The 26021-nt window shown below is 69.7% G+C and carries 23 protein-coding genes, 2 tRNA genes and 1 riboswitch; of the genes, 8 read left to right on the plus strand and 17 right to left on the minus strand.

From position 1 onward, the window contains the following. Positions 1-49: 49 nt before the first annotated feature. The 6 genes from GSQ87_RS14735 to GSQ87_RS14760 form a co-directional block, all read right to left on the minus strand. Positions 50-1006 (minus strand): DUF979 domain-containing protein, encoded by a 957-nt coding sequence (locus GSQ87_RS14735; protein WP_254062991.1) that lies wholly within the window; start codon positions 1004-1006, stop codon positions 50-52. Further along, positions 1003-1731 (minus strand): DUF969 domain-containing protein, encoded by a 729-nt coding sequence (locus GSQ87_RS14740; protein WP_158916127.1) that lies wholly within the window; start codon positions 1729-1731, stop codon positions 1003-1005. Before GSQ87_RS14740 ends, GSQ87_RS14735 begins: the two co-directional genes overlap by 4 nt. A gap of 174 nt (positions 1732-1905) precedes the next feature. Further along, positions 1906-2682, minus strand: coding sequence for an RluA family pseudouridine synthase (locus tag GSQ87_RS14745; RefSeq protein ID WP_158916128.1), 777 nt, complete (start codon positions 2680-2682; stop codon positions 1906-1908). Next, positions 2679-4007 (minus strand): replication-associated recombination protein A, encoded by a 1329-nt coding sequence (locus GSQ87_RS14750; RefSeq protein ID WP_158916129.1) that lies wholly within the window; start codon positions 4005-4007, stop codon positions 2679-2681. The genes GSQ87_RS14745 and GSQ87_RS14750 overlap by 4 nt, the downstream gene beginning before the upstream one ends. A gap of 101 nt (positions 4008-4108) precedes the next feature. Beyond that, positions 4109-4184, minus strand: a tRNA-Lys gene (locus tag GSQ87_RS14755). A 137-nt stretch (positions 4185-4321) separates the two neighbouring features. After that, entirely contained in the window at positions 4322-4984 is a 663-nt protein-coding gene (locus GSQ87_RS14760; protein WP_174241443.1) for an HAD-IB family hydrolase, read from the minus strand. Between the two features lie 252 nt (positions 4985-5236). Here GSQ87_RS14760 and clpX point away from each other — a divergent pair, with 252 nt between their 5' ends. The 6 genes from clpX (at position 5237) to GSQ87_RS14790 (ending at position 12772) form a co-directional block, all read left to right on the plus strand. Next, positions 5237-6496 (plus strand): ATP-dependent Clp protease ATP-binding subunit ClpX, encoded by a 1260-nt coding sequence (gene clpX, locus GSQ87_RS14765; protein WP_158916130.1) that lies wholly within the window; start codon positions 5237-5239, stop codon positions 6494-6496. Between the two features lie 414 nt (positions 6497-6910). Beyond that, entirely contained in the window at positions 6911-9310 is a 2400-nt protein-coding gene (lon, locus tag GSQ87_RS14770; protein WP_158916131.1) for an endopeptidase La, read from the plus strand. Positions 9311-9455: 145 nt separating this feature from the next. Further along, positions 9456-9728, plus strand: a complete 273-nt coding sequence (locus GSQ87_RS14775; protein ID WP_158916132.1) for an HU family DNA-binding protein — start codon at positions 9456-9458, stop codon at positions 9726-9728. A gap of 85 nt (positions 9729-9813) precedes the next feature. Further along, positions 9814-9890, plus strand: a tRNA-Val gene (locus GSQ87_RS14780). 83 nt (positions 9891-9973) lie between these two features. Beyond that, positions 9974-11302 (plus strand): TCR/Tet family MFS transporter, encoded by a 1329-nt coding sequence (locus tag GSQ87_RS14785; protein WP_158916133.1) that lies wholly within the window; start codon positions 9974-9976, stop codon positions 11300-11302. A 45-nt stretch (positions 11303-11347) separates the two neighbouring features. Beyond that, complete coding sequence (locus tag GSQ87_RS14790) at positions 11348-12772, plus strand: Do family serine endopeptidase (RefSeq protein WP_158916134.1); 1425 nt, start codon at positions 11348-11350, stop codon at positions 12770-12772. A 22-nt stretch (positions 12773-12794) separates the two neighbouring features. Here the strand turns inward: GSQ87_RS14790 and GSQ87_RS14795 are convergent, their stop codons facing one another. Genes GSQ87_RS14795 through GSQ87_RS14845 form a run of 11 tightly spaced genes read right to left on the minus strand, consistent with a single transcriptional unit; the run spans position 12795 to position 23773 of the window. Next, positions 12795-13301, minus strand: coding sequence for a tyrosine phosphatase family protein (locus GSQ87_RS14795; protein ID WP_158916135.1), 507 nt, complete (start codon positions 13299-13301; stop codon positions 12795-12797). Next, the gene (gene cobS / locus GSQ87_RS14800) at positions 13298-14062 is read right to left on the minus strand and encodes an adenosylcobinamide-GDP ribazoletransferase (RefSeq protein WP_158916136.1); all 765 of its coding nucleotides are present in this window, start codon (positions 14060-14062) and stop codon (positions 13298-13300) included. Before cobS ends, GSQ87_RS14795 begins: the two co-directional genes overlap by 4 nt. A 45-nt stretch (positions 14063-14107) precedes the next feature. Next, on the minus strand, positions 14108-15145 hold the full coding sequence (gene cobT / locus GSQ87_RS14805; RefSeq protein ID WP_158916137.1) for a nicotinate-nucleotide--dimethylbenzimidazole phosphoribosyltransferase: 1038 nt from the start codon (positions 15143-15145) through the stop codon (positions 14108-14110). Beyond that, on the minus strand, positions 15142-16605 hold the full coding sequence (locus GSQ87_RS14810) for a cobyric acid synthase (RefSeq protein WP_158916138.1): 1464 nt from the start codon (positions 16603-16605) through the stop codon (positions 15142-15144). Before GSQ87_RS14810 ends, cobT begins: the two co-directional genes overlap by 4 nt. Continuing rightward, positions 16602-17564, minus strand: coding sequence for an adenosylcobinamide-phosphate synthase CbiB (gene cbiB / locus GSQ87_RS14815; RefSeq protein WP_254062992.1), 963 nt, complete (start codon positions 17562-17564; stop codon positions 16602-16604). Before cbiB ends, GSQ87_RS14810 begins: the two co-directional genes overlap by 4 nt. Beyond that, the gene (locus tag GSQ87_RS14820) at positions 17561-18346 is read right to left on the minus strand and encodes an ABC transporter ATP-binding protein (protein ID WP_254062994.1); all 786 of its coding nucleotides are present in this window, start codon (positions 18344-18346) and stop codon (positions 17561-17563) included. The genes cbiB and GSQ87_RS14820 overlap by 4 nt, the downstream gene beginning before the upstream one ends. After that, the gene (locus tag GSQ87_RS14825) at positions 18343-19323 is read right to left on the minus strand and encodes an iron ABC transporter permease (protein ID WP_254062996.1); all 981 of its coding nucleotides are present in this window, start codon (positions 19321-19323) and stop codon (positions 18343-18345) included. Before GSQ87_RS14825 ends, GSQ87_RS14820 begins: the two co-directional genes overlap by 4 nt. Beyond that, positions 19323-20168, minus strand: coding sequence for an ABC transporter substrate-binding protein (locus GSQ87_RS14830; protein ID WP_158916140.1), 846 nt, complete (start codon positions 20166-20168; stop codon positions 19323-19325). The genes GSQ87_RS14825 and GSQ87_RS14830 overlap by 1 nt, the downstream gene beginning before the upstream one ends. After that, positions 20165-20773 (minus strand): cob(I)yrinic acid a,c-diamide adenosyltransferase, encoded by a 609-nt coding sequence (gene cobO, locus GSQ87_RS14835; RefSeq protein WP_158916141.1) that lies wholly within the window; start codon positions 20771-20773, stop codon positions 20165-20167. Before cobO ends, GSQ87_RS14830 begins: the two co-directional genes overlap by 4 nt. Next, complete coding sequence (gene cobD, locus GSQ87_RS14840) at positions 20770-21756, minus strand: threonine-phosphate decarboxylase CobD (RefSeq protein WP_158916142.1); 987 nt, start codon at positions 21754-21756, stop codon at positions 20770-20772. The genes cobO and cobD overlap by 4 nt, the downstream gene beginning before the upstream one ends. Before the next feature lie 4 nt (positions 21757-21760). Beyond that, on the minus strand, positions 21761-23773 hold the full coding sequence (locus GSQ87_RS14845) for a TonB-dependent siderophore receptor (RefSeq protein ID WP_254062998.1): 2013 nt from the start codon (positions 23771-23773) through the stop codon (positions 21761-21763). Between the two features lie 115 nt (positions 23774-23888). After that, positions 23889-24079, minus strand: a riboswitch (cobalamin riboswitch). A gap of 34 nt (positions 24080-24113) precedes the next feature. Between GSQ87_RS14845 and cobU the strand changes: the two genes are divergently transcribed. After that, a complete protein-coding gene (gene cobU, locus GSQ87_RS14850; RefSeq protein WP_158916143.1) occupies positions 24114-24638 on the plus strand; it encodes a bifunctional adenosylcobinamide kinase/adenosylcobinamide-phosphate guanylyltransferase in 525 nt (174 codons plus the stop codon). 117 nt (positions 24639-24755) lie between these two features. Further along, positions 24756-26009 (plus strand): hydrolase, encoded by a 1254-nt coding sequence (locus GSQ87_RS14855; protein WP_158916144.1) that lies wholly within the window; start codon positions 24756-24758, stop codon positions 26007-26009. Positions 26010-26021: the final 12 nt, after the last annotated feature.

Genomic DNA, 26021 nt, shown 5'->3' on the forward strand with positions numbered 1-26021 from the left:
GCTTTTGACCGGGGGTTTGGGGACCGGAGCTTATGATTGGAGGCGATGCTCAGAAACGAAAGACCAGGGCGTACATCAAGCCGGTGTTCACCGCGAGCATGACGAGCGCGGTGGGCGCCTGGGCGCGGATCACCGCCCAGCGGTCGGGAAGCTCCAGCAGCGCCACCGGCACCAGGTTGAAGTTGGCCGCCATCGGGGTCAGCAGGGTGCCGCAGAAGCCCGACAGCATGCCGATCGCCCCCATGATCGCCGGGTCCCCATGGAACCGCTGCACGATCAGCGGCAGGCCGATGGCGGCGGTCATCACCGGAAAGGCGGCGAAGGCGTTGCCCACCATCACGGTGAACAGGGCCATGCCGCAGGTATAGGCGCAGACCACGGCGAAACGATTGTCCACCGGCAGCACCTGGCCCAGCAGCACAGCCACCGAATGGCCCACCCCCGCCAGCGCGAACACCGCCCCAAGCGCCGCCAGCATCTGCGGCAGGATCGCCGCCCAGCCCACCGACTCCATCAGCCGGCGTCCCTCCTGCACGCCCCGCACCGGCCGCTCGCGCAGCACGATCAGGGAGGCCAGGAAGGCGATGACCACGCCGAGCGCCAGCGAGATCACGGTGATCTGCTTGGGATCGAACAGGGGCTGAGACCCGATCCGCGCGCCCTTGAGCAGGACCGCGCCCCCCAGCGCCACCGCCGGCGTGATCAGGGCGAGGAGGAACAGGCGGTCCTTGTAGCGAAGTGCGCCCGCGAGCCTCAGCGGCTCGTCGCCGGCCGCACGCACGGTCGGCGCACGACGGCCGATCGCGGCCAGGGCGACCAGCCCGATCACCAGCAACCCGTTGACCAGGTCGCCCAGGCGGTCGCCGATCAGGAAGCTCGCGGCCAGCAAGGCGAAGAACAGGCTGTTGCGCCAGCGGTTGGGCTTGCCGCGATCCAGCGCCCCCAGCAGGGCGTAGGCCGCCAACAACAGCCCCATCGTCAGATAGGCGGCGTCCAGACGGATCAAGGCGCTTCCTGCGCCTCGAGGGAGGTGCGGTTAGCGGCGCGCGCCTCGGCGACCTGGCGCGCGAGCTTGCGGTCCAGCCGCAGCAGCCGCGCGCCGTGCACGATCAGCGCCGCCGCCGCCGACGGCGCGGCCCATCCGGAGAGCTTCAGCGGATCGACCTCGATCCCCGCGCCCTGCAGCACCCCATGGATCAGCAGGATCGAGCCCACGGCGATGAAGATATCCTCGCCGAAGAAGACGCCGATATTGTCCACCCCCGCCGCATGCGCGCGGATCAGGTGGCGCACCTTGTCCGGCAGCACACCCAGCCGCGCCTCCGCCGCGCCCTCCGCCATGGGCGCCACCATCGGCCGGACCATCTGCGGATGGCCGCCGAGCGCGACCAAGCCGAGCGCGGCGGTCGCCTGGCGCAGCATCATGTAGACCAGCAACAATCGCCCGGTGGTCGCGCCCTTGAGCCGGGCGATCCGCTGGCGCGCGCGCTCCTGCAATCCATGCCGCTCGAGCAGGCCGATCACCGGCAGGATCAGCCAGATCAGGGTGACGTAACGGTTCTCGTTGAAGGCATGACCCAGGGCGGCGACGACCTTGAGGATGGGGAAACCGGCGCCCAGCCCCCCCCCCAGCGCGGCCAGCAGCACCACCAGCATCGGGTTCAGCCGGATCAGGAACCCGACCGCCACCACCGCTACGCCGACCAGCGGCAGCCACGTCGCAATCGCCATGTTCCGGTCCGTCCTCCTGGCCCGAGCTTGCCTCGTCCGACGCCGCCACACCAGGGCGTATACGATCCCAATGTCATCCCGACCGCAGCGGAGCGGAGAGCCGGGACCCAGGGGCGGCGCGCACTGGCCCCTGGGTCCCGGATGAGCGTCAAGACGCTTTCCGGGATGACAGGGTTACGACTGGTCCGCCTGCACACCTGCGAGACCGGCCCGTCTTGCAAGCACGGCCAAATCTTCGGGCCAAGGCGCTGCGATGGTCTTCATCGCGCCCTCCGGATGCGGAAAGCTGAGCTGGGCCGCGTGCAGCATCAGACGCGGAACGGGCGCGCCGCCAAGGGCGAGTGCGCCGCCATAGCGGACATCCCCCAGGATCGGCCGGCCGAGATGGGCGAGATGGACCCGCAGTTGGTGCATCCGCCCGGTCTCGGGCCGAAGCTCCACCAGGGTCGCGCCATCCCCTTCCGCGAGGATGCGGTAACGGGTCAGGGCCTGCTCGGCGTCCGGGTGGTCGGGCGGGCAGATGCGCATATAGGCCTCGCGCCCGACCTCGTCGCGGCGCATCGGGGCGTCGATCACGCCCTCGGACGCGCTCAACGGGCCGGGGATCAGGGCGACGTAGGTCTTGGCGAACTTGCGCGCCATCATCGCCTTGCCGAGGAAGCCAGCGGCGGGCTTGGTCTTGGCGGTGAGGATCACGCCCGAGGTGTCGCGATCCAGCCGGTGGATCAGGCGCGGGCGATTGCCGTTGGACTTGGCGAAGGCCCAGAGCAGCTCGTCCAGGGTGTTGACCTGGGCCCGGCCGCCCTGGCTGGACAGGCCCGGCGGCTTGTTCAGCGCCAGCAATACCGGGTCTTCATAGATGACCAGGCTGCGGACAAAGGCGATCTCCTCGGGGGTGAGCGAGACAGGCTTGTCGATGGCGCGGAGCTTGCGCGGCGGACGCACGCTCATTCGCCCCCGTCCCCATCCATGTCCCCGCCCCGGTCGCGCCGCACCGACGCCCAATGTTCGAGCCGCGCCTTGATCTTGGCTTCCGCCCCGTCGCCCTTGGGATTGTAGAACCGCTGCCGCTCCATGCCCTCGGGGAAGTAGTCCTGGCCCGAGAAACCGCCCTCCGCGTCATGGTCGTAGGCGTAGCCCTTGCCGTAGCCGAGGTCCTTCATCAGCTTGGTCGGCGCATTGCGGATATGGGCCGGCGGCATGAGCGAGCCGGTGGCCTTGGCCGCGCGCCGCGCCGCGCCGATGGCCTTGTAGACGGCGTTGGACTTGGGCGCGGTCGCCAGATGGACCACGGTCTGGGCGAGGCCGATCTCGCCCTCCGGACTGCCGAGGAAGTCGTAGGCGTCCTTGGCGGCGTTGGCGATCAGCAGCGACAGCGGATCGGCCTCGCCGATGTCCTCCATCGCCGCGCGCACCAGCCTGCGCGCGATGAACAACGGTTCCTCGCCGCCTTCGAGCATCCGCGCCAGCCAGTAGAGCGCCGCGTCCGGGTCGGAACCGCGAATGGATTTATGCAGGGCCGAGATCAGGTTGTAGTGCTCCTCCCGATCCTTGTCGTAGGCCGGGCTGCGGCGCTGGAGCACGTTGGCCAGGGCCCCGGGATCGAGCGGCTCCTCCTCCAGGATCGCGAACAGGGCCTCGGCCAGGGTCAGCACATAGCGGCCGTCGCCGTCGGCCATGGCCTTCAGCGCCTCGCGCGCCGGGGGCGTCAGCGGCAGGGCCCGCTGCTCGAACGCCTCGGCCCGCGCCAGCAGGATCTCCAGCGCCGCGTCGTCCAGCCGCTTGAGCACATAGACCTGGCAGCGCGACAGCAGCGCGCCGTTCAGCTCGAAGCTGGGGTTCTCGGTGGTGGCGCCGACCAGGGTCACCACGCCCTCCTCGACGAAGGGCAGGAAGCCGTCCTGCTGGGCGCGGTTGAAGCGGTGGATCTCGTCGACGAACAGCAGGGTGGACTGGCCGGCGGCGCGGCGCGTGCGCGCGGTCTCGAACGCCTTCTTCAGGTCCGCGACGCCTGAAAAGACGGCGGACAGCTGCTGGAACTCATAACCGGCGGTCTTGGCCAGCAGCCGCGCCAGGGTGGTCTTGCCCACGCCGGGCGGCCCCCACAGGATCATCGAGGACAGCCGGTGCGCGGCGGTCATGCGCCCGATCGGCCCTTCCGGCCCGAGTAGGTGGTCCTGGCCCACCACCTCTTGCAGGGTCGCCGGCCGCAGGCGGTCGGCCAACGGACGCGGCGCCTCGGGCTTCAGCCCCGCGGCTTCGAACAGATCAGGCATGATCTAGAGGTAGCGGCCCCAGGGACGCCGCGCCAGTGTGGCTACGGCTTTGATTGATCCACCGGGGTTTGGGAGGGACGGGCGAACCGTCCGGGAAACCTTGGTGGGTGCAGTAGGATTCGAACCTACGACCCGCTGATTAAGAGTCAGCTGCTCTACCAACTGAGCTATGCACCCGCACGCGGACCGGGGTCCGGCGAGGGCGCGGAACATAGTTGAACCCCGGCGTTTGGCAAGCGGTCGAATCGCGCCTGGCCCAACACCCTTTGCAAACGGGCGAAATGCCTTTGTACGCCAGGGGTTGAGGGCGAAGGTCAGCGTTCCGGCCGTCCCTGGAACAGCCGCATGAACGGCCGGTCGGCGCGCGCGAGCATCTCGATGTCGCCGGAGGTGTCGCCATAGGCGGCGGCGAGGCGCACGTCCGCGCCATAGACGGCCTCGAGCCGCACGACCTTTTCGGGACCGCGACAATTGGGGCCCTCGAAGCCCCCGGCGACGCGATCGCGGGCGTCGAAGCGCAGCCGGGTCCCGATCAGCCGATCCGCGCCGAGCCGCCGGGCGAAGGGGGCGATCACGTCCTCCGGCGATGCGGTGACGATGACCCGCTCGCGGCCTTCGCGTCCGTGCGCCTCCCAGCGCGCCAGGGCGTCAGGGCGAAAAAGCCGCTGGGCGAAAGCCTGGGCGAAGGCTTCGGCGTCCGCGGCCAACCGCTCGCGCGACACCCCGCCGAGCAGGACCCGGACCGCATCGGCCTTGATCCGTCCCCGGTCGCGATGGAGCACATAGGCCGCCAGGGCCGGCGAGAGCCTGAACAGGCCAAGCAGGAGCCGCGTCCAGGGCGTGCGCCAGAGCAGGAAGGCGTTGAAGCTGTCCTTCACCGTCAGCGTGCCGTCGAAGTCGAAGGCGACCAGCGCCGCGCCTTGGCCGCTCTCGGATTCACGCCTGATTCCGCCGGCCTCTGGCGCGGGTGTGGGCACGTCCTTATCTCTCCCGATGTTCAAGGGTCCGAGCCGCGACACCGCCCCGCCATGAAACGCTTGATCGCAGCGTTGAAGGTGTGGTCGAATGAAGGGCTTGAGGACTGTCAGAGTTTCGTAAGCCCCACGGTCCTATTCCTGCAAGGTCGAGGCCTCGTTTCTGGCGCCTCGGCCCCGTTCGGATCGGATCGTACGGGCTAGCGGCGCCTCGGTGCTTCGCGCCGGATCGTCGTCCAGGAGTGAGATGCACCAATGACCAAGGCCGCCAGCGGCGACTCCAAAAGCACTCTGTACTGCTCCTTCTGCGGAAAGAGCCAGCACGAGGTGCGCAAGCTGATCGCCGGCCCGACGGTGTTCATCTGCGATGAGTGCGTCGAACTCTGCATGGACATCATCCGTGAGGAGCACAAGATCACCTTCGTCAAGGCGAAGGACGGCGTCCCCACGCCCAAGGAAATCCGCGAGGTCCTCGACGACTATGTGATCGGCCAGGACCACGCCAAGAAGGTCTTGGCGGTCGCCGTGCACAACCACTACAAGCGGCTCAACCACGCCCAGAAGAACAACGACGTCGAGCTGGCCAAGTCCAACATCCTGTTGGTGGGCCCCACGGGCTCGGGCAAGACGCTGCTGGCCCAGACGCTGGCGCGCATCATCGACGTGCCCTTCACCATGGCCGACGCCACCACCCTGACCGAAGCCGGTTACGTGGGCGAGGATGTGGAGAACATCGTCCTCAAGCTGCTCCAGTCGGCCGACTACAATGTCGAGCGGGCCCAGCGCGGCATCGTCTACATCGACGAAATCGACAAGATCAGCCGCAAGTCCGACAACCCCTCGATCACCCGCGACGTGTCGGGCGAGGGCGTTCAGCAGGCCCTGCTGAAGATCATGGAGGGCACGGTGGCCTCGGTCCCGCCCCAGGGTGGCCGCAAGCATCCCCAGCAGGAGTTCCTGCAGGTGGACACCACCAACATCCTGTTCATCTGCGGCGGCGCCTTCGCGGGGCTGGAGAAGATCATCAGCGCGCGCGGCGCGGGCACCTCCATCGGCTTCGGCGCGGTGGTCAAGGACCCCGACGAGCGCCGCACCGGCGAGGTCCTGCGCGGCGTGGAGCCGGAGGATATGCTCCGCTTCGGCCTGATCCCGGAATTCATCGGCCGCCTGCCGGTGATCGCCACCCTGGAAGACCTGGACGAACCGGCCCTGGTGAAGATCCTCACCGAGCCGAAGAACGCCCTGGTCAAGCAGTACCAGCGCCTGTTCGACATGGAGAATGTGGGGCTGACCTTCACCTCCGACGCGCTGCACTCGATCGCCAAGAAGGCCATCGGCCGCAAGACCGGCGCGCGGGGCCTGCGCTCGATCATGGAAGGCATCCTGCTGGAGACCATGTTCGAGCTGCCGACCTACCAGGGCGTCGAAGAGGTGGTGGTCAACGCCGAGGTGGTCGAAGGCCGCGCCCAGCCGCTGATGATCTACGCCGAAAAGCGGGGCGACAAAGCCTCGTAGGGCGCCTGTTTCCACAGCGGTCCTGTCCTCCCCTGCGTAGCGGGGGAGGGGGACCATGCGGAGCGTGGTGGAGGGGGCTCGCCGGCCGCCGGGTTTTTAGTTTAATTTACAAGGGAGTTCTCCACGAGCCCCCTCCGCCGGCTTCGCCGCCACCTCCCCCCGCTACGCAGGGGAGGATGAAATGCGTCGATCCAAACGCGCCTACCCCCTAGGCGCCGGCGCGGCGCTCTGTCGCCGGACGGACGCAGTGCTTGAACTCCCCAGCCCACAGTCCAACATAGGTCGAGACCGACTCTCGTCGCCGGACTATCCGGGGCGGGACGGGGTCTTCCTCCCGCCGGCGCAAGGACGCGGCGTCGGGGGCGACCCCGATCGGCCGGGTGCGAGGTTCCGCACCGGTCAAGGAGTGCATTGATGTCTGAGATCCAGACCCTGCCCGTGTTGCCGTTGCGCGACATCGTGGTGTTCCCCCACATGGTCGTGCCGCTGTTTGTCGGCCGCGAGAAGTCCGTGCGGGCCCTCGAAGAGGTGATGAAGGGCGACAAGCAGATCCTGCTCGCCACCCAGAAGAATTCCGCCGACGACGATCCCGAGCCCGGCGCCATCTACGACGTCGGCGTGGTCGCCAGCGTGCTGCAACTGCTCAAGCTTCCCGACGGCACGGTGAAGGTGCTGGTCGAGGGCAAGCGCCGCGCGGCGCTGCTGCGCTTCACCCAGACCGATTCGTTCTTCGAAGCCGAGGTGGCGGGTCTGGACGAGGACGGCGAGGACGCGCCGGAAGCCGAGGCGCTGAGCCGCGCCGTGGCCGAGCAGTTCGAGAACTACGTCAAGCTGAACAAGAAGGTGCCGCCAGAGGCCCTGGCCTCGATCCCCCAGATCGCCGAGCCCGGCAAGCTTGCGGACTCCATCGCCGCCCATCTGTCGGTCAAGATCGCCGACAAGCAGGCCCTGCTGGAAATCTTCAACGTCGCCAAGCGGTTGGAGAAGGTCTACGGCCTGATGGAGGGTGAAATCTCCGTCCTCCAGGTGGAGAAGAAGATCCGCTCGCGGGTCAAGCGTCAGATGGAGAAGACGCAGCGCGAGTATTACCTGAACGAGCAGATGAAGGCGATCCAGCGCGAGCTGGGCGAACAGGACGATCAGCGCGACGAGCTGATCGACCTGGAAAAGCGTATCAAGAAGACCAAGCTGTCCAAGGAAGCGCGGATCAAGGCCGACGGCGAGCTGAAGAAGCTGCGCAATATGAGCCCGATGTCGGCCGAATCCACGGTGGTGCGCAACTACCTGGACTGGCTGCTGTCGATCCCTTGGGGCAAGGCCAAGACCAAGAGCGTCGACATGCTCGAGGCCGAGCGCATCCTGGACGAGGACCACTACGGTCTTGAGAAGGTCAAGGAACGCATCCTGGAGTATCTCGCGGTCCAGTCGCGCACCGGCAACCTGAAGGGCCCGATCCTGTGCCTGGTCGGACCTCCGGGCGTGGGCAAGACCTCGCTGGGCAAGTCCATCGCCAAGGCCACGGGCCGCGAGTTTGCACGCCTGTCGCTGGGCGGCGTGCGTGACGAGGCGGAAATCCGCGGCCACCGCCGGACCTATATCGGCTCGATGCCCGGCAAGATCATCCAGTCGATGAAGAAGGTGAAAGCGACCAACCCCTTCTTCCTGCTGGACGAGATCGACAAGCTGGGCGCCGACTGGCGGGGCGACCCGTCCTCGGCCCTGCTCGAAGTGCTGGACCCGGCGCAGAACAACACCTTCGGCGACCACTACCTGGAGGTCGACTACGACCTGTCGCAGGTGATGTTCGTCACCACCGCCAACAGCCTGAACATGCCCCAGCCCCTGCTGGACCGCATGGAGGTGATCCGCATCGCCGGCTACACCGAAGACGAGAAGCTGGAGATCGCCAAGCGCCACCTCCTGGCCAAGCTCGCCAAGGATCATGGGCTGTCGGCGGAAGAGTGGATCGTGCCGGACGAGGCCATCCGCGAGCTGATCCGCTACTACACCCGTGAAGCCGGGGTGCGCTCGCTGGAGCGTGAACTGGGCAAGCTGGCGCGCAAGACCGTGCGTGACCTGGGCCGCGAGAACGTGACCTCGATCACCATCGATACCGAGCGGCTGGCCAAGTATGCGGGCGTGAAGAAGTACCGCTACGGCGAGACCGACACCGAGGACCAGCGCGGCATCGTCACCGGGCTGGCCTGGACCGAGTTCGGCGGCGACATCCTGACCATCGAGGCCGTCAAGATGCCGGGCAAGGGTCGCATGACCGTGACCGGCAACCTGAAGGACGTGATGAAGGAGTCGATCTCGGCGGCCCACTCCTACGTCCGCTCGCGGGCCCCGGCCTTCGGCATCCGCCCGACCCTGTTCGAGAAGACCGACGTGCACGTCCACGTGCCCGACGGGGCCACGCCCAAGGACGGCCCGTCCGCCGGTGCGGCCATGGCCACGGCCATCGTCTCGGTGCTGACGGGGGTCCCGATCCGGAAGGAACTCGCCATGACCGGCGAGGTGACTCTGCGCGGCCGGGTGACGGCGATCGGGGGTCTGAAGGAGAAGCTGCTGGCCGCCCTGCGCTCCGGCGTGAAGACGGTCTTGATCCCGGAAGAGAACGAGAAGGACCTGGCCGAGGTGCCCGACAATGTGAAGTCGGCGCTCCAGATCATCCCGGTCTCCCACATGGACGAGGTGCTGAGGCACGCCCTCACCGGGCCGCTGACGCCCATCGATTGGACCGAAGAGGACGACGATGCGCGCCCGATCCCGGTCGTCGACGATCTGGATCAGGACGCCGTCGTCACCCATTGATCGCCGGAATCAAGTAAAATAAGGCGGTGCGGACCCCTCCGCGCCGCCTTTTCCCTTTTGACCTCCTTGGGGCGCCCGCTCCATACTCCCGCCGCTGGCGGGGCCGGCCTGCGCCACCGCCAGAGCTGATTGGGAGACGAGAACAATGACGAAGGCCGAACTGGTTGCGTCGATCGCGGAGAAGTCCGGGTTGAACAAGAACCAGGCGAAGGACGCCCTGGAAGCCGTCATCGACAGCATCACCGACGCCATGAAGGCGAGCATGGAAGTGCGCATCGTCGGGTTCGGCAATTTCGTGCCGGTGGACCGTCCCGAAGGCGTCGCCCGCAACCCGCGCACCGGCGAGCAGGTGAAGCGTCCCGCGTCCAAGACCGTGAAGTTCCGTCCCGGCGAAGGCCTCAAGGGCGCGCTGAACTAGGACTTCGAACCAAGAACCTGGATCTGGAGTCCTTAATGGGGCTCCAACCGAGGACGAGGTCCTGGCCGCCGGCCGGGGCTTCGAGGGGCGGCTAGCTCAGCTGGTCAGAGCGTCTGGTTTACACCCAGAAGGTCGGGGGTTCGAACCCCTCGCCGCCCACCAATGCGCCCATAGCGCGACTATCGTTCCGCCGCGCCCCAAGCCGTGGCTGGCGCGGCGAACAGGCTGCGGCTTATAAGGCGAACATGGTCGAGACGCCCCCCGCCCACGTCGATCCCCTCCACACCGCGCCCGGCTCCACCCTGGCAAGCGGCCCGCCCGTCGCGCCCGGGCGCCATCGGGCGGCGGTGCGTTTCATCTTCATCGTCGCCCTGCTCGACATCCTGGCGATCGGTGTGATCGTCCCGGTGCTGCCAAAGCTCGTCGCAGGCTTCACCGGCGGCGACCTCGGGCGCGCGGCCGACTATGTCGGGGTGTTCGGTGCGGCCTGGGCGCTGATGCAGTTCATCTTCTCCCCGATTCAGGGCGCGCTGTCGGACCGGTTTGGGCGGCGGCCGGTGCTGTTGATCTCCATCTTCGGGCTCGGCGCCGACTACGTGCTGATGGCGCTGGCCCCCAGCCTGGCCTGGCTGTTCCTCGGGCGGCTGATCTCAGGGATCACCGCCGCCAGCTTCTCCACCGCCAACGCCTACATCGCCGACGTCACCCCGCCGGACAAGCGCGCCGCCGCTTTCGGGATGATGGGCGCAGCCTTCGGGATCGGGTTCGTGCTCGGCCCGACCCTGGGCGGCCTCTGCGCCTCGGTCAGCCCGCGCCTACCCTTTTGGGTTTCGGCGGGCCTGGCCTTCGCCAACGGCATGTACGGCCTGTTCGTCCTGCCCGAGTCCCTGCCCAAGGAGAGGCGCGCGCCGTTCCGCCTGGCCAACGCCAACCCGTTCGGCTCCTTCCGCCTGCTGGCCGCCTATCCGGGACTGCTTGGGCTGGCGGGGGTGATGTTCCTGTTTTTCCTGGCCCATCAGGTGCTGCAGAGCACCATGGTGCTCTATGCCGACTATCGCTACCACTGGGCGGTCTGGATGATGGGCGCCCTGCTGGCGGGAGTGGGAATCTGCAACATCGTGGTCCAGGGCGGGATCGTGCGGCCCTTCGCCAAGCGCTTCAAGGAGCGCGGCGCGGTCTATACTGGCCTGCTGTTTGCGGCGGCCGGAATGGCGATCTGGGGCTGGGCGCCGTCGGGGCTGTGGTTCTGCCTCGGCGTGCCGGTGTTCTCGATGATCGGGCTGGTGCAGCCCGGCGTGCAGGGGATGATGACCCGGCGCGTCGGCCCCAACGAGCAGGGCCGGCTTCAAGGCGCGAACTCGGCGGTGATGGCCATGGCCGGACTGGTCGGGCCGGTGATGTTCACCCAGGTCTTCCACCACAGCATCACGGGCGCCCACGTTCATCCCGGCACGCCCTTCTACGTCGCGGCCGGGCTGTTGCTGCTGGCGTTCGTATTGGCGATGAGCCTGCGCCGCAGTCGACCCGACGCGGGCGTCCGGTCCACAGGCGAACCCGCCATCGTTGCGCCGTGAAGCTCGGCAAATGTTTCACCGCGATCCTTTGAGCTGAAATCGAACATGCGCCTGACCCGACGCTCCTACCTGCCGCTGCTGTTCGCACTGGCCGCCTGCTCCCAACCGGCCGACAAGAGCGCGGCCCAGACGCCGGCGCTGTCGCCTGAGACGCCGCTGGCCGCGCCCAACCGCGCCCCGCCGTCCAACTTCGCCACCATGAAGATGTCGTTCTCGCCGATCGTGAAGCGCGCGGCGCCGGCGGTGGTGAACGTCTATTCCACCCGCACGGTGCGCACCCAGGTCGATCCGTTCTGGGGCATGTTCGGCGGCTTGTCGGTGCCGCGCGAGCGGGTGGAGGGATCGCTCGGTTCGGGCGTGATCGTGCGCGCCGACGGGGTGATCGTCACCAACAACCACGTGGTCGAGGGCGGCCAACAGTTGCGCGTGGTGCTGGCCGACCGGCGCGAGTTCCCGGCCAAGGTGCTGCTGGCCGACGCCCGCTCCGACATCGCCGTGCTGAAGATCGAGGCCAAGGACGAGAAGCTGCCGGTGCTGCCGATCGAGAACCGCGACACCGTCGAGGTCGGCGACCTGGTGCTGGCCATCGGCGACCCCTTCGGCGTCGGCCAGACGGTGACCAACGGCATCATCTCCGGGCTCGCCCGAACCGATGTGGGCGCGTCCGACAGCGGCTTCTATCTGCAGACCGACGCGGCGATCAATCCGGGCAATTCCGGCGGCCCGCTGGTGGACATGGACGGCAACCTGATCGGGCTGAACACCTTCATCCTGTCGCGTTCGGGCTCGTCCAGCGGCGTGGGCTTCGCCATCCCGGCGGCCCTGGTGCGGCGGGTGGTGGAGTCTGCGGTCGGCGGCGTGCACACGGTGCAGCGGCCCTGGCTCGGCGTGCGGGCGACCGCCGTCAACGCCGAAAGCGCGCGCAGCCTGGGCCTCGCCAAGCCGGAAGGCGTGCTGATCGCCGAGGTCTATCCGGCTAGCGCCGCCGCCCATGCCGGCGTGCAGGTGGGCGACCTGCTGCTGTCGGTCGACGGCCAGGCGGTAGCCGACCAGGCGGCGCTGAACTACCTGGTCTCCACCCACAGGCCGGGCGAGACGGTGACGCTGCAGGTCCGGCGAGGCGGGGCGGCCCGTTCCCTGAGCGCCGTGGTGTCCACGCCCCCGGCCGTCCCGGCGCGCGACGAACGCACCATTTCCGGCCGCAATCCGTTCCAGGGCGCGACCGTGGTCAACCTGTCGCCGGCGGTCGCGGACCAGTACGGGCTCGACCCATTCCTGACCGGCGTGCTGCTGACCTCCGCCGGCGAGGGTTTCGCCGGTCGGGCCGGCTTCCAGGGCGGCGACATCGTGCGTTCGATCAATGGGAAGCGGATCGATACGGTGGCCGATCTCGCGTCCGCCGTTAACGGCGTGCAGAGCTGGCGTATCGTGGTGCAGCGCGGGGACCAGCAGATTTCGGTCCAGTTCTGAGCAGACCTGCGGTCGTCCGCGTTCAGCGCGACCGCGCCTTGAGCATGAATGGTGCGCCCTGATCGGCGTCGCATCCGCGCCCGATCTCCGTGATCGCCGCGTTCATCCGCCCCTCGCGCCCTAGCCGCGCATCGGCGAGACGAACCAGCAAGGGATTGGGCGTCGCCTGCGGAGCCGCACCCCGAAGGACCTGCGCGACCTCCAGCTCGGAGCGCGACGGGTCCAAGGCGCAGGCCAGGATATAGGCGGCCGCGGTCGAGCGGCTGATCCCCAGCCAGCAGTGGACCAGCAGGGGCGCCGGCTCCGTCCATGCCGCGCCGAACGCCAGCAGGCGGTCCACCATCTCCGCATCGGGTGGCGTGAAGCCCTCGCGGGGCTCGGCGATGTCGTGGAAGCGCAGCGACAGGTGCGGGCCGGACCAGACCGGCGGCTCCACCCCGGTCGGCGACAGCAGGCTGATCAGGCGCGCGGGACTGTGGCGGACGATCTGGTCGGCCACGGCGTCGAGCGGACAGACGATCAGGGTCATGCGAACATGACCGTCGCGCCCAGCATCACCGCGGCCTCGAACACCTGCTCGACCGCGCCCAGCACATCCCCGGTGCGGCCGCCGATCAGCCGTCGCGCCAGGATCATCACCGCCAGCGCCGCCACGGCTCCGAACGCCAGCCCGAGCGCGCCGTTGCGCCAGTCCAGCAGGGCGAACGGCCACAGCCCGAGCCCGACCGCGATCGCCGCGTTCGCAGGGCTGGCCGACTGTGGCGAGGCTTCCGCCTTGGCGGTCGAGGCGTCGCCGGCATAGGGCATGAGCGCCATCGCCACGACCGCCGCCGCCCGGGCCGCCCCATGCGCCGCCAGCAGCGCCAGCGCGCCCCTCACCGGCGATGCGCCGGCCAGCGCCGCCACGCGCAACGCCCCGACCAGCCCCAGCGCCAGCACGCCATAGGTCCCGACGCGGCTGTCCTTCATGATTAGGAGCCGGGCCGCCGGCGTCTGGCCGCCGCCCAGGCCGTCGGCGGTGTCGGCCAGCCCATCCTCGTGGAAACCGCCGGTCGCCAGCACCCCGGCGCCCACCGCCAGCAGGGCCGCGACCGGGCCGCCGCCCCACACCCGGCTCGCGCCGAGCCACACAAGGGCGGAGATCAGCCCCACCACCTGCCCCACCAGGGGGAAGTAGCGCGCCGACCGGCCGATCCAGTCGGACTGGAAACCGTCCAGGCGCGGCGTCGGCAAGCGGGTGAGGAACTGCAGGGCGCAGAGGAACAGCCGCCATTCCTGGATGGGGTTCATGGGGTCAGTCCAGAAACGACGCACATCCCTCTCAACCGCTCATCCCTACAGCCGTCCGGCCAGCACGTCGTCCAGGCTGGCCACCTCGCTGAGCATCCGCGCCGCCGCCCGCAGCAGGGGCGCGGCCAACACGCCGCCCGTGCCTTCACCGAGCCGCAGCCCGAGGTTCAGCAGCGGCTCCGCGCCCAACGCCTCCAGCATCAGCCGGTGTCCCCGCTCCGCCGAGGCGTGGGCGAAGACGCAGTAGTCGCGCACCTCTGGAACCAGGCGGATCGCCGTCAGGGCGGCCGCCGAAGAGATGAAGCCGTCCACCACCACGATGCGCCTGGCCGCCGCCCCGCCCAGCACCGCGCCGACCATCATGGCGATCTCCAGCCCGCCGAACTGGCGTAGCACTTCCAGCGGCTCGCCCGAATCGCAACGGGCGGCGGCGCGGGCCAGCACGGCGGACTTGCGGACCAACCCTTCTGCGTCATGGCCGGCGCCGACGCCGATACAGTCCACCAGGGTCGCCGGCGCCAGGCGATGCATCAGCAGGGCGGCACTGGCGCTGTTGCCGATGCCCATCTCGCCGAGGACCAGGGCGTCGATCCCCTCGCCGGCCGCATCGGCCGCCAGGGTGACGCCGGCCGCCAGGGCGGCGTCCAGTTCGTCTTCGGACAAGGCCGCTTCGACGGCGGCGTTGCGCGAACCCCGGCGGACCTTGCGGTCCAAAAGCGCGGGATGGGCGGGCAGGTCGCCGTCCACGCCCGCGTCCACCACCAGCACCTCGACATCGCAGGCGCGGGCCAGCGCGTTGACGCTCGCCTTGCCGGCCAGGAAGGTCGCCACCATCGCGCCGGTCACCGCCGACGGGTAGGCCGAGACCCCCTCTGCATTCATCCCGTGGTCGCCGGCGAACACATGGGCCCGCACCCGCTCGACGCACGGATCGAGCCGCCCCTGGATCTGGCCGATGCGCACGGCCAAATCCTCGAGCCGACCAAGAGCGCCGGGCGGCTTGGCCTTGCCATCGACGCGGGCACGCAACTCGGCCCCGAGCGCAGGGTCGAGCGGGGCGATGGCGGGCGGCAGGAATTTCATAGGCCGGCGATCCTCGACAGGGTTTCGATATCCAGGGCTTGGCCGAGCGCGGCGGCCAGGGCGTCCAGGTCCGCCTCGACCGCTTCGAGGCGATGGCCTCCGTGCGAAGCCGCGCCGATCTCCGCCAGCAGGGCCTTGCGGGCGTCCCCATGGTCGAACAGACCATGGACATAGGTCCCAGAGACCCGTCCGTCGACCGAGCGCGCGCCATCGACGCCGCCGTCCTCGAAAATCAGGAAAGGCCGCGCCACGCCGACGCCCGTGGTCTCGCCCACATGCATCTCGTAGCCGCTGAAACGCGCGCCACTCGCGACAAGACAGCCCCCCGCCGGCCGCAAGGTCTTCTCGCCGCCCAACACGGTCTCCACGTCGAGCAGGCCAAGCCCAGGCGCTTCGCCGGGCGCCCCTTCGACGCCTTGGGGATCAGCCACCCGTCGGCCCAGCATCTGGTAGCCGCCGCACAGGCCCAGCATCCGCCCTCCGCGCCGGACATGAGCGGCGATGTCGACGTCCCAGCCCTGGACGCGCAGGTGGGCGAGATCGGACAGCACCGCCTTCGACCCCGGCAGCAGCACCAGGTCCACATCGCCCGGCAACACTCTACCCGGCGGCAGGAAGGTGAAGTCCACCTCCGGCTCGGCCTTCAGCGCATCGAAGTCGTCGAAGTTGGCGATGGCGGGGAGCATCAGGGCCACCACCTTGACGCGCCGTCCCGAAGCGCTCGACGGGGCGTCCTGCAGCACCACCGCGTCCTCCGCCGGCAATCGCCGCGCCTCCGCCCGCCAGGGGACCATGCCCAGGTCCGGCCAGCCGGTGCGGCGGACGATCTCGGCGCGGCCGTCCGCGAACAGCGCCGGGTCGCCCCGAAACTTGTTGATCAGGAAACCTTTGATCATCGCCCGGTCCCCCGGATCGAGCACGGCGTGCGCCCCGACCAAGGCGGCGATGACGTGGCCGCGGTCGATATCGCCGACCAGGGCGACCGGCGTATCCGTCACCCTTGCGAAACCCATGTTGGCGATGTCGCCGGCGCGCAGGTTGATCTCCGCCGGGCTGCCCGCGCCCTCCACCAGCACGAGGTCGGCCTCGCCCTTCAGCAGCTCGAAGCTCTCCACCACCGTCGACAGCAGGCTTCGCTTGCGGTCCTGGAAGGCGCTAGCGGTCCAGTTCCCCTCCATCCGCCCACGCACCACTAGCTGGGCCCCGACGTCGCTCTGAGGCTTCAGCAGCACCGGGTTCATATGCACGCTCAGTGGCGTGCGGCAGGCGATGGCCTGGAGCGCCTGGGCGCGCCCAATCTCACCGCCGTCGGCGGTGACGGCGGCGTTGTTGCTCATGTTCTGCGGCTTGAACGGCCGCACCCTGAGCCCACGGTCGGTGAACAGGCGGCAGAGGCCCGCGACCAGGGTCGACTTGCCCACGTCCGAACCGCAGCCCTGGATCATCAGCGTGGCCGTCATCGGCTGCGCCTCCCCGCCACCGCGCCGCCGATCAGGCAGCCAAGCAACAGCAGGCCGCAAGCGTGGCGGTAGACCGACAATCCCCGCGCCAGGTCGGAAGCCCTCGGCGGCGGCCCGTCGCCGAAGGTCGGGCGCGCCATGACCTCGCCGTCGTAGACCGCCGCCCCGCCCAGCCGCACGCCCAGCGCCCCGGCCATGGCCGCCTCGGGCCAGCCGGCGTTGGGCGAGGCGTGCTTCCCGGCGTCGCGTCCCATGGTCCGGGCGCCGCGCCCTGCCGCCAAGGCGATCAGCCATCCAGCGAGGCGCGCCGGGATCAGGTTCATCAGGTCGTCTGTGCGCGCCGCCGCCCAGCCGAAGTCGCGCCAGCGCGGCTCCATGTGGCCGATAATGCTGTCGGCGGTGTTCACCGCCTTGTAGGCGTAGAGCCCCGGCAGGCCGCCCAGCGCCAGCCAGAGGGCCGGGGCGACCACCCCGTCGTTGAAGCTCTCCGCCAGGCTCTCCAGCGCAGCGGCCGCCACGCCCGGAGCGTCCAGGCGAGCCACGTCACGCCCGACGATCCGGCCCACGGCGTTGCGTGCGCCGGGCAGGTCGCCCGCATCCAACGGGCGGCGCACCGCCTCGACGTGATCGTGCAAGCTGCGTTGGGCCAGACCCGGCGTGGCCAGCAGCGCCGCCGCCAGCCAGCCCAGGCGCGAGCGTCCGCACGCGCGCTGCACCAGCCAGCCCGCGCCGGCGCTCGCCCCCGCCGTCAGCGTTAAGGTCGCGACGCCGAGCGCCTTACGGCGGACGGGGCCGGTCTCGGGGCGATTCCAACGCCGCTCCAAACCTTCGATGGCGCGCCCGATCCAGACCACCGGATGCGGCAGGCGCGCGTTGAGCGTTTCGGGATAGCCGACCGCCGCCTCCAGCCCGAGCGCGAGCGCCGCCAGGCTCACGCAATGGGCGCGGCCGCCCTTCACCGCCGGCCGATCAGATCGAGCAGCGGTCCGACCGCTCCCGCCGTCCAGCGGGCGTCGATGTCGTAGGCGCGCGCCAGCACCTCGGGAGACAGGGCCTCGGCCGGCGGCCCGTCCGCGATCACCCTGCCCTCCACCAGCACCACCGCCCGATCCGCCACCCGAGCGGCGAAACCCAGGTCGTGCAGGGTGACGACCACGCCCCCGCCCTCGGCCGCGAAGCCGCGCAGCAGGTCGGCGGCGTCGAGCTGATGGCTGGGGTCCAGGCCCGTGAGCGGCTCATCGGCGATCAGCCAGCGGGGCTCGCCGGCCAGCACCCGGGCGATCAGGGCGCGAGCGCGCTCGCCGCCGGACAGGGTGGTGACGTCGCGGTCGGCAAAGGCAGTCATCTGTGTACGGATCAATGCGCGTTCGACCGCCGCCTCGTCCTCCGCCGTGGGCCCGAACGCCCCCAGATAGGCGGTGCGGCCGAGCCGGGCGTAGGTGCGCACGTCCAGGCTCCAGGCGATCTCCGGGGCCTGGGGCAGGTAGCCGAGGCTACGCGCCCGCGTCTTGGCCGAGAGCGTTTCGATCGGCCGGCCGTCCAGGTGGGTTTCCCCCGCGTCGGGCCGGCGCAGCCCCGCCAGGCAGTTCAGCAGGGTGGACTTGCCCGCCCCGTTCGGCCCCAGCACCGCAGTGACCTTGCCGGGCTGGAAGGCCAGGTCCACGCCGTCGAGGACCGCGCGACCGCCCAGACGTACGGCCAGCCCCCTCGCTTCCAGCGCCATGGCGCTCACCGACCTCACGCCAGCCTCCGGCGCATGGAGAGCAGCAGCCAGAGGAAGAACGGGCCGCCCAGCACCGCCATGGCCACGCCCAGCCGCACCTCGCTCGCCGCCGGCGTCAGGCGCACCAGGATGTCGGCTGCGACCAGCAGGGCCGCGCCGGCCAGGGCGCTTGGGACCAGCAGGGCTCCCGGCCGCGAACCGACCAGCGGCCGAACCAGATGCGGTACGATCAGGCCGACGAAGCCGATGACGCCGGTCACCGCCACGCTGGCCCCGCAGGCGAGCCCGACGCCGATGGCGATCACCACCTGGGTCCGGCGCAGGGACACGCCGACCGAGCGCGCGCCGGCCTCGCCCAAGGTCAGGGCGTCGAGCGCGCGGCCGGTGGTCAGCAGCAGGCCGGAACCGACGACGATGAACGGCAAGGCGATACGGACATCGACCATGCTGCGGTCGGCGACCGACCCCAGCAGCCAGGTGATGATCTCCGACGTCGCCCAGGCGTTCGGCGACAGCATCAGGGCCAGGGAAAGCCCCGCCTCTGCGATGACGTTCAGCACCATGCCCGCGAGCAGAAAGGTCGTCGCGCCACCGGCCGAGCCCGCCAGGGCCAGCAGGATCAGCACGCCGATCCCCGCCCCGCTCATGGCGAAGGCGACCATCATCCAGGGCGCGGCCCCGGTCAGGCCCAGATAGATGGTCAGCACCGCACCCAGCGAGGCCATCGACGACACGCCGAGCAGGCCGGGGTCGGCCACGGGGTTGCGCGTATAGCCCTGCAAGACCGCCCCCGACAGGCCCAGCGTCGCGCCAACCGCCAGGCCCAGGATCGTGCGCGGGATGCGCAGCTCGGTGATGATCGCCCAGCGCGGATCGCTGGCGGCCGCGAGATGGCCGAGCGGCACCCACACCTTGCCCGCGATCAGCGACAGGACGGAGAGTACGACCAGACCCACCACCAACAGCAGGTTCAACAGCAGCGGCGAACGCCTCATCATGGCTTGGTCCTCAAGGCGTCGCGACGCGCGGCGGCCAGGGCCTGGACCGTCGGGATCATCACCGGTCCGGCGCAATAGACCAGGGTCTCCGGCAGGGCCTCGCGCTTCATGCGGCTCCGGACGGCGGCCAGCGCCGGATGGGACAGCACCCGGTCCGCCCAGGTCGGCTCGCCCGCTTCCATCCGCCCCGACAGCAGCACCTGCGGTGGATCGGCGATCAACCGCTCCAGCGGCAAATCTATGGAATGGGTCATGCCGAAGCGCCGCGTGGCGTTGTCGAAACCCGTGCGCCGCATCAGCTCGTCCATCAGGGTATGGGGCCCGGACGCTAAGCCATGGCCCTCGAACAGCAGCGCGCTCAGGCGCGGGGTTCCAGGCGCAGGCCCCGCGGCGGCCAAGGCGGCCTCGATGCGGGCGACCAGGGCCTCGCCCCGTTCGGGATGGCCCGACAACATGGCCACCCGCCGCACCTGCGCCAGGCTCTCGTCCACGCTGTAGGGCACGGTGAACTCGGCCGAGGGGATATGCAGACGGGGCAGCACGCCGCGCAGGCTGGAGGCGCCCATGCCGCTCATCAGCACCAGGTCGGGCTTCAGCGCCGCCACCTCCTCGGCCGAGCCCCAGGTGAAGGGGAAGCGCTTCGCCCGCACCGCAACTGCGGACTGGGCCGGATCGCGCGAATAGTGACTGAGCGCCACGATCTGGCCGGGATCGGCCACGTCGAGCAGGATGGCGTCAAGGCATGGGTTCAGCGACACGATCCGGCGCGGCGTCGCCGCCTGGGCGGGTGCGGCCAGGGCGAGGACGACCACAATCGCCGCAAGTGCGCGTGCAGGGTTCAAAAGTCGATCCCGCGCTGGGCCTTGAAGCCCTGCTCGAAGGGGTGGCGCACGGCCTGGAACTCCGTCACCAGATCGGCCGCCGCCAGCAGCTCGGGCGGGGCGTTGCGGCCGGTGACGCAGATATGCTTTCCGGCCGGCCGCGCGGTCAGGCCGGCGACCACCTCGGCCACGTCCAGGTATTGGTAGCGCAGCGCGATGTTCAACTCGTCCAGCACCACCAGGTGCAGGTCTGGATCGGCGATCATTTCCAGACTGATCGCCCAGGCGGCGCGGGCGGCGGCGATATCGCGCTCCCGGTCGGCCACGTCCCAGGTGAAGCCCTCGCCCATCACCGCATAGCGGACCTGATCGGGGAAGCGGGCGAAGAACTGACGCTCGCCGGTGATCCACTTGCCCTTGATGTACTGGACCACGCCAACCTTGTAGCCCCAGCCGAGCGCGCGGGCGATCATGCCGAAAGCGGCGGTGGACTTGCCCTTCCCCTCGCCGGTGTGGACCATCAGCAGGCCGTGGCCCTCGCGCTTCTCGGCCATCAGCGCGTCGCGCTCGGCCTTGAGCGCGTGCATGGCGCGGGTGTGCTCGGCGTTGCGGTCGTCGTCGCTCATGCGGCGCTCTCCATCAATGCGGTTTCAAGGCGCCGCCACCCCCAGGCCGGCGGCAAGCCGAAGCGTATCCAATCGGCGGCGTAGGCGAAGGGGCGGACCAACACGCCTGTACGCGCCAGCCGCTCGAACCGGCGCGAGGCGTCCGGCGCACGGACAAGGCGGAACAGGGTTGTACCCCCGACCAACTCGAAGCCCGTCTCGGCCAGCAACCGATCGAGCCGCCCCGCATCGCGCGTCAGCCGCGTCCGCGTGCGCGCCGCCCAGGCCGTATCGGGATAGGCGGCCAGACCGGCCGCGATAGCGTCGGCGGACACCGGCCACTCGCCTTGCCGGGACCGCAATCGGTCGATCAAAGCCGGATCGCCCACCACGAACCCCAGGCGTAGACCGGCCAGGCCGTAGAACTTCCCGAAAGACCGCAGCACCACCAGCCGCTCCATCTCCATCCCGGCGACGCTGAGGTCCGGCGCGGTCTCGACGAAGGATTCGTCCACGATCAGCCAGCCTCCGCGTCGCCCGGCCAGATCGGCGACCTCGGCCCGCGGCGTGGAGGCGCCATCCGGGTTGTTCGGGTTGACCAGGACCAGCATCCCGGCCGCCGTTTCACCGAGCCGCACGCGCTCGACCATCTCTATGGCGACGCCCGCCGCCACCCAGGCCTCGGCGTGACCGCTATAGGTCGGCCCGGCGATGGCGGCCGAACGGACCTCGAGCGTCGAGGCCAGCAGGCGGATGGCGGCCTCGGCCCCCGGCGTGGCCAGCACCCGTTCTGGCGCGCATCCGAAGGCGTGGGCGGCCGCGACCTCCAGCGCCCGTGTCTCCGCCAGATCAGGCAGACGCGCGCGGGCGGCGCGGCTGGCCCGCTGGGCCGGATAGGGCCTTGGGTTCACTCCGGTCGACAGATCGAGCCAGGGCGACGGGGCGTCGGGAAACGCCGCTCTCGCCGCCGCCAGACGCCCCCCGTGGATAGCGAGGGGCGTCATCGGCTCAGAAGCTGAGCCGCACGCCGGCATAGCCCGCCCGCCCCAGCGTTCCGTACTGGAAGGTGGTCTCGTAATGGGCGTCGGTGAGGTTCTCCACGCGGGCGTAGAGCTCCAGGTTGTCGCGCAAGGGATACGAGGCGCGCAGATCCAGCAGGGTATAGCTCTTCAGCGGAACGGTGTCCGCGTCGTCGTCGAAGCTCTGCCCGGCGTAGCGCACCGCCGCGGTGGTCTTCAACTTGACCGGCCAGAGGTAGGTGGCGCTGAAATTGCCGGTGTTCTTTGGCCGCCGCGCCAATTGGTCGCCACGGGTGGGCGAGTCCGGCGAGCGGTCCTCGGCGTCGTCGAAGGTGTAGTTGGCGCTGAAATCCAACGCCTCGGAGGCCTTCCAGTCGGCCTGCAGCTCCACGCCCTCAGCGGAGGACTTGTCCACGTTCTGGTAGACGCCGCCCGCCGCGTCATGGCCGGCGCAGATGGCCGGATCGCCTATCCCGGTGCAGTCGACGAACTCGATCAGGTTCTTGGTCTCGCGCCCGAAATAGGTGGCTTGGACCACGACGCGGCCGTCGAAGAAGTGCTGTTCGACCCCGGCGTCCCAGCCATTGGACTCTTCCGGTCGCAGCGTGGTGTTGCCGAACTCGCTGTAGAGCTGGAACAGCGAGGGCGCCTTGAAGCCCTGGCCGAAGCTGGCGCGCAGTATGGTGTTCCCCTCGTTCAGCTTCCAGGCCGCCGAAGCTTGGCCGGTGACATGGTCGCCGAAGGTGGAGTGGTCGTCGTAGCGTATCCCGCCGGTCAGGGTCAGGCCGCGCAGCACCTCGCCGACGATCTGGCCGTAGCCGCTGTTGATAGTGGCGTGGGCCTTGGTCGGGCCGGGGTCGAAGGCGGGCGATTCCTCGTTCATGGTCGAGCGTTCGCTCTGGGCTCCGAACACCAATTGATAGCCGGGGGCGATAGCGAAGGTCCCCTCGTATTCGATGGTGTTGGCGCGCCCCTGGGCGATGAAGGTGAACTTGGTGCCGACCTGGTCGGGGTCCTCGTTCCTGCGGTCCAGGCCGTTGTACTCATAGGCCAGTCGGTTCTTCAGCCGCCCGTCGAACAGCGACAGGTTCAGCCCGGTATAGTCCACCAACTGCTGGGTGCGGCCGAACTCCGCGTCGTCGCCGAAGGTGAAGGTCGGGGTGTCGAAGCCGTCGAACTCGTTGCGGCTCCAGGTGTAGTAGGCGCGCTGGTCGAACTGCAGGTCAGGGGTGAGGTCGTAGCGGAAGCGGCCCGAGACGCCGGCGGTGTGGAAACCGTCGTCCTCCTTGCCGCCGAACGCCTTGTCAAAATCCGACACGCCGTCGGTGGATTGGTAGTAGGCGCCCAGCCGCCAATCGTAATGGTCTTCCTTGCCGCCGATCCCGCCACGGACATAGGCCGTGCCGTACGAACCGCCCTCGGCCTGCACATCGCCCTCCAGCGGCTTGGTCGGTTCGGCGGTGATGATGTTGACCACCCCGCCGATGGCCTCGCTGCCGTAGAGCGCCGATTGCGGCCCGCGCAGGATCTCGATGCGCGAGATGTCGCCGGCCAGCAGGTTGGAGAAGTCGTAGCCGGCGCCGACGTCGGAGGGGTCGTTGACCTTCACCCCGTCGATCAGCACCACGGTCTGGTCGGACTCCGCGCCTCGGATATACACCGAGGTGGTCCCGCCGGGTCCGCCGTTGCGCGAGAAGCTAACGCCCGGCGTGCGGGCCAGGATGTCGGAGACGATGGTCTCCTGGTCGGCCTTGATCTGGGGCGCGGTCAGCACCGTCACCGATTGGCCGACCTGATCGATCGGCATGGGCGAACGGTTGGCGGTGACCACCACCTCCTGCACGGCGTTGGCGGCGGCGGCGCCTGCCGCATCGGGCGCGGACGCCTGGCCGCTAGCCTGCGCCCAGACGGCGGCGGGCGCGACCAGGGCGGCAGCGGAAACAGAAAGGCAGATCAACAGCTTGCGACGCAACAGGGCCTCCTCGACAACGACGTGCCGCACGCCGTGACCGACCCATGGAGGCGGAAAGCTCCGCGCAGCATGAACCAGCCGCGCACGCGCAGCGGTTAACGCCGCCTCTCGGGAAAACCCGTATCGCACAGCTCACCCGGCTGGACGAAGGACGACTGCGCCGGGCAGGTCTCCTGGCTCGCGGGTCCTAGCCTTGCCCGTCGCCTTCCCAGGACCCGAGGGCTCCAGTGGCGTATGACGGGCGGGCTCGCCGCTCACAGTTGCGGGGACAGCCGAGGTTTTGAACCTCGTTCCCTATTCATCCCCTTTCGGGGAACCTGACGCGGAGCGAGAACTACAGCCAAGGTTACAGGCGGTCAACGGAGGGACGGTGGCTTCGACATTGGTGCTGGGCGGCGCACGCTCGGGCAAGAGCGGCTACGCCCAGCGCGCGGCCGAGGCGGCGGCGGAGGCCCGTGGCTGCACGCCCATATTCATCGCCACAGGCCAGGCCCACGATGCGGAGATGGCCGAGCGCATCGCCAGCCATCGTTCGGAACGCGCCGAGCTCTGGCGCACGGTCGAAGCGCCGCTCGAGCTCGCCGCCGCCCTGTCCCTGCTTGGGCCGGAGGACGTGGCGGTGGTGGACTGCCTGACCCTGTGGCTGTCCAACTCCATGCTGGCCGAGACCGGCCACCCCGAACGCACCCTGGCGCTGCCGGCGGCGATCGCGGCCTGCCGCGCGGACCTGTGGCTGGTCAGCAACGAGGTCGGCTGGGGGATCGTGCCGGACAACCCGCTGGGCCGTCGCTATCGCGACGAAGCGGGCCGCCTGCACCAGCGCATCGCCGAAGTGGCGGACGCCGTCGTGCTGGTCGTCGCGGGTCTGCCCCTGACGCTCAAGCCCGCGCGTTGACATGACCCGCCTATCCGCATCCTTTAGAATTTCTGTAGAAAGACGGGGACGCATCTGGCCCAAAGCAAGGCCGGAAGCCGTCTTCGATTCCGCCCACCCGCCTGAGGAGCCCGCCGCGTGAGCGCGCCGTCCACCGAGGAAGCCGCCGTCCTGGCGAGCCTGGACAACCAGGGCCCCGCCTTGCTCGCGCAGGTCGAGGGCTGGTCCGCCATCAACTCCGGCAGCCGCAATCTCGAAGGCCTGGCCCACATGGCCAAGGTGCTGGGCGAGGCGTTCGGCCCGCTCGGTGGAAATCTCAGCCTGCGCGATCCGGCGGTCGCCACGGCGGTGGACGCCCAGGGCCGCGAGACGCCGCTGCTGCACGGCCGTAACCTGCACCTGATCCAGCGGCCCGAGGCGCCGATCCGCGTGCTGCTGACCGGCCACATGGACACGGTGTTCGCCGCCGACCATCCGTTCCAGGCCGTGCACCGGCTGGACGACAACACCGTCAACGGTCCCGGCATGGCCGACATGAAGGGCGGGATCGCGGTGATGCTGGCGGCCCTGCGGGCGGTCGAGGCCTCGCCGTTCGCAGCCGCGCTCGGCTACGAAGTGGTTCTCAACAGCGACGAAGAGGTGTCGTCTCCCGGCTCCGCGCCGCTGCTGGTCGAGGCCGCCAGGCGCGTGCAGGCCGGGCTGACCTACGAGCCCTCGATGCCGGACGGCGCGCTCGCCGGCGCCCGCAAGGGCAGCGGCAACTTCTCGGCGGTGATCAAGGGCCGCGCCGCCCACGCGGGCCGCAACCCGCAGGACGGCCGCAACGCCATCGTCGCCGCCGGCGACCTGGCGCTGGGCGTCGCCGCCTTCGCCAAGCGCCGTCCCACCCTGTCGGCCAATCCCGCGCGCATCGACGGCGGCGGTCCGAACAACATCGTCCCCGACCTGGCCATCCTGCGCTTCAACCTGCGCCCGACCACGGTGGAGGACCAGCGCTGGGCCGAGGCCGCCATGGCCGAGGTCATCGCCGCCGTCGCCGCCGAGCACGAGGTGGAGATCACGCTGAAGGGCGGGTTCGGCCGCCCGCCCAAGCCGCTCGACGCCAACCAGCGCCGCCTGTTCGACCTGGTGAAGGCGTGCGGCGCGGACCTGGGCCTCGACATCGGCTGGCGCGACACGGGCGGGGTGTGCGATGGCAACAACCTGGCCGCCTGCGGCCTGCCGGTGGTGGATACCCTGGGCGTGCGGGGCGGGGCGATCCATTCGGATGAGGAGTATCTGCTGGTGGACAGCCTGGTGGAGCGCGCGCGCCTGTCGGCCCTGCTGTTGATGCGCCTGGCCCAGGGGGCGCTGCCGGCCGCCATTGCGGCGTCGGCCGGAGCGAACGCCTAGCCGTCGCGGCGG

This window comes from Caulobacter sp. S45 (assembly GCF_009765965.1).
Lineage (GTDB): Bacteria > Pseudomonadota > Alphaproteobacteria > Caulobacterales > Caulobacteraceae > CAHJWH01.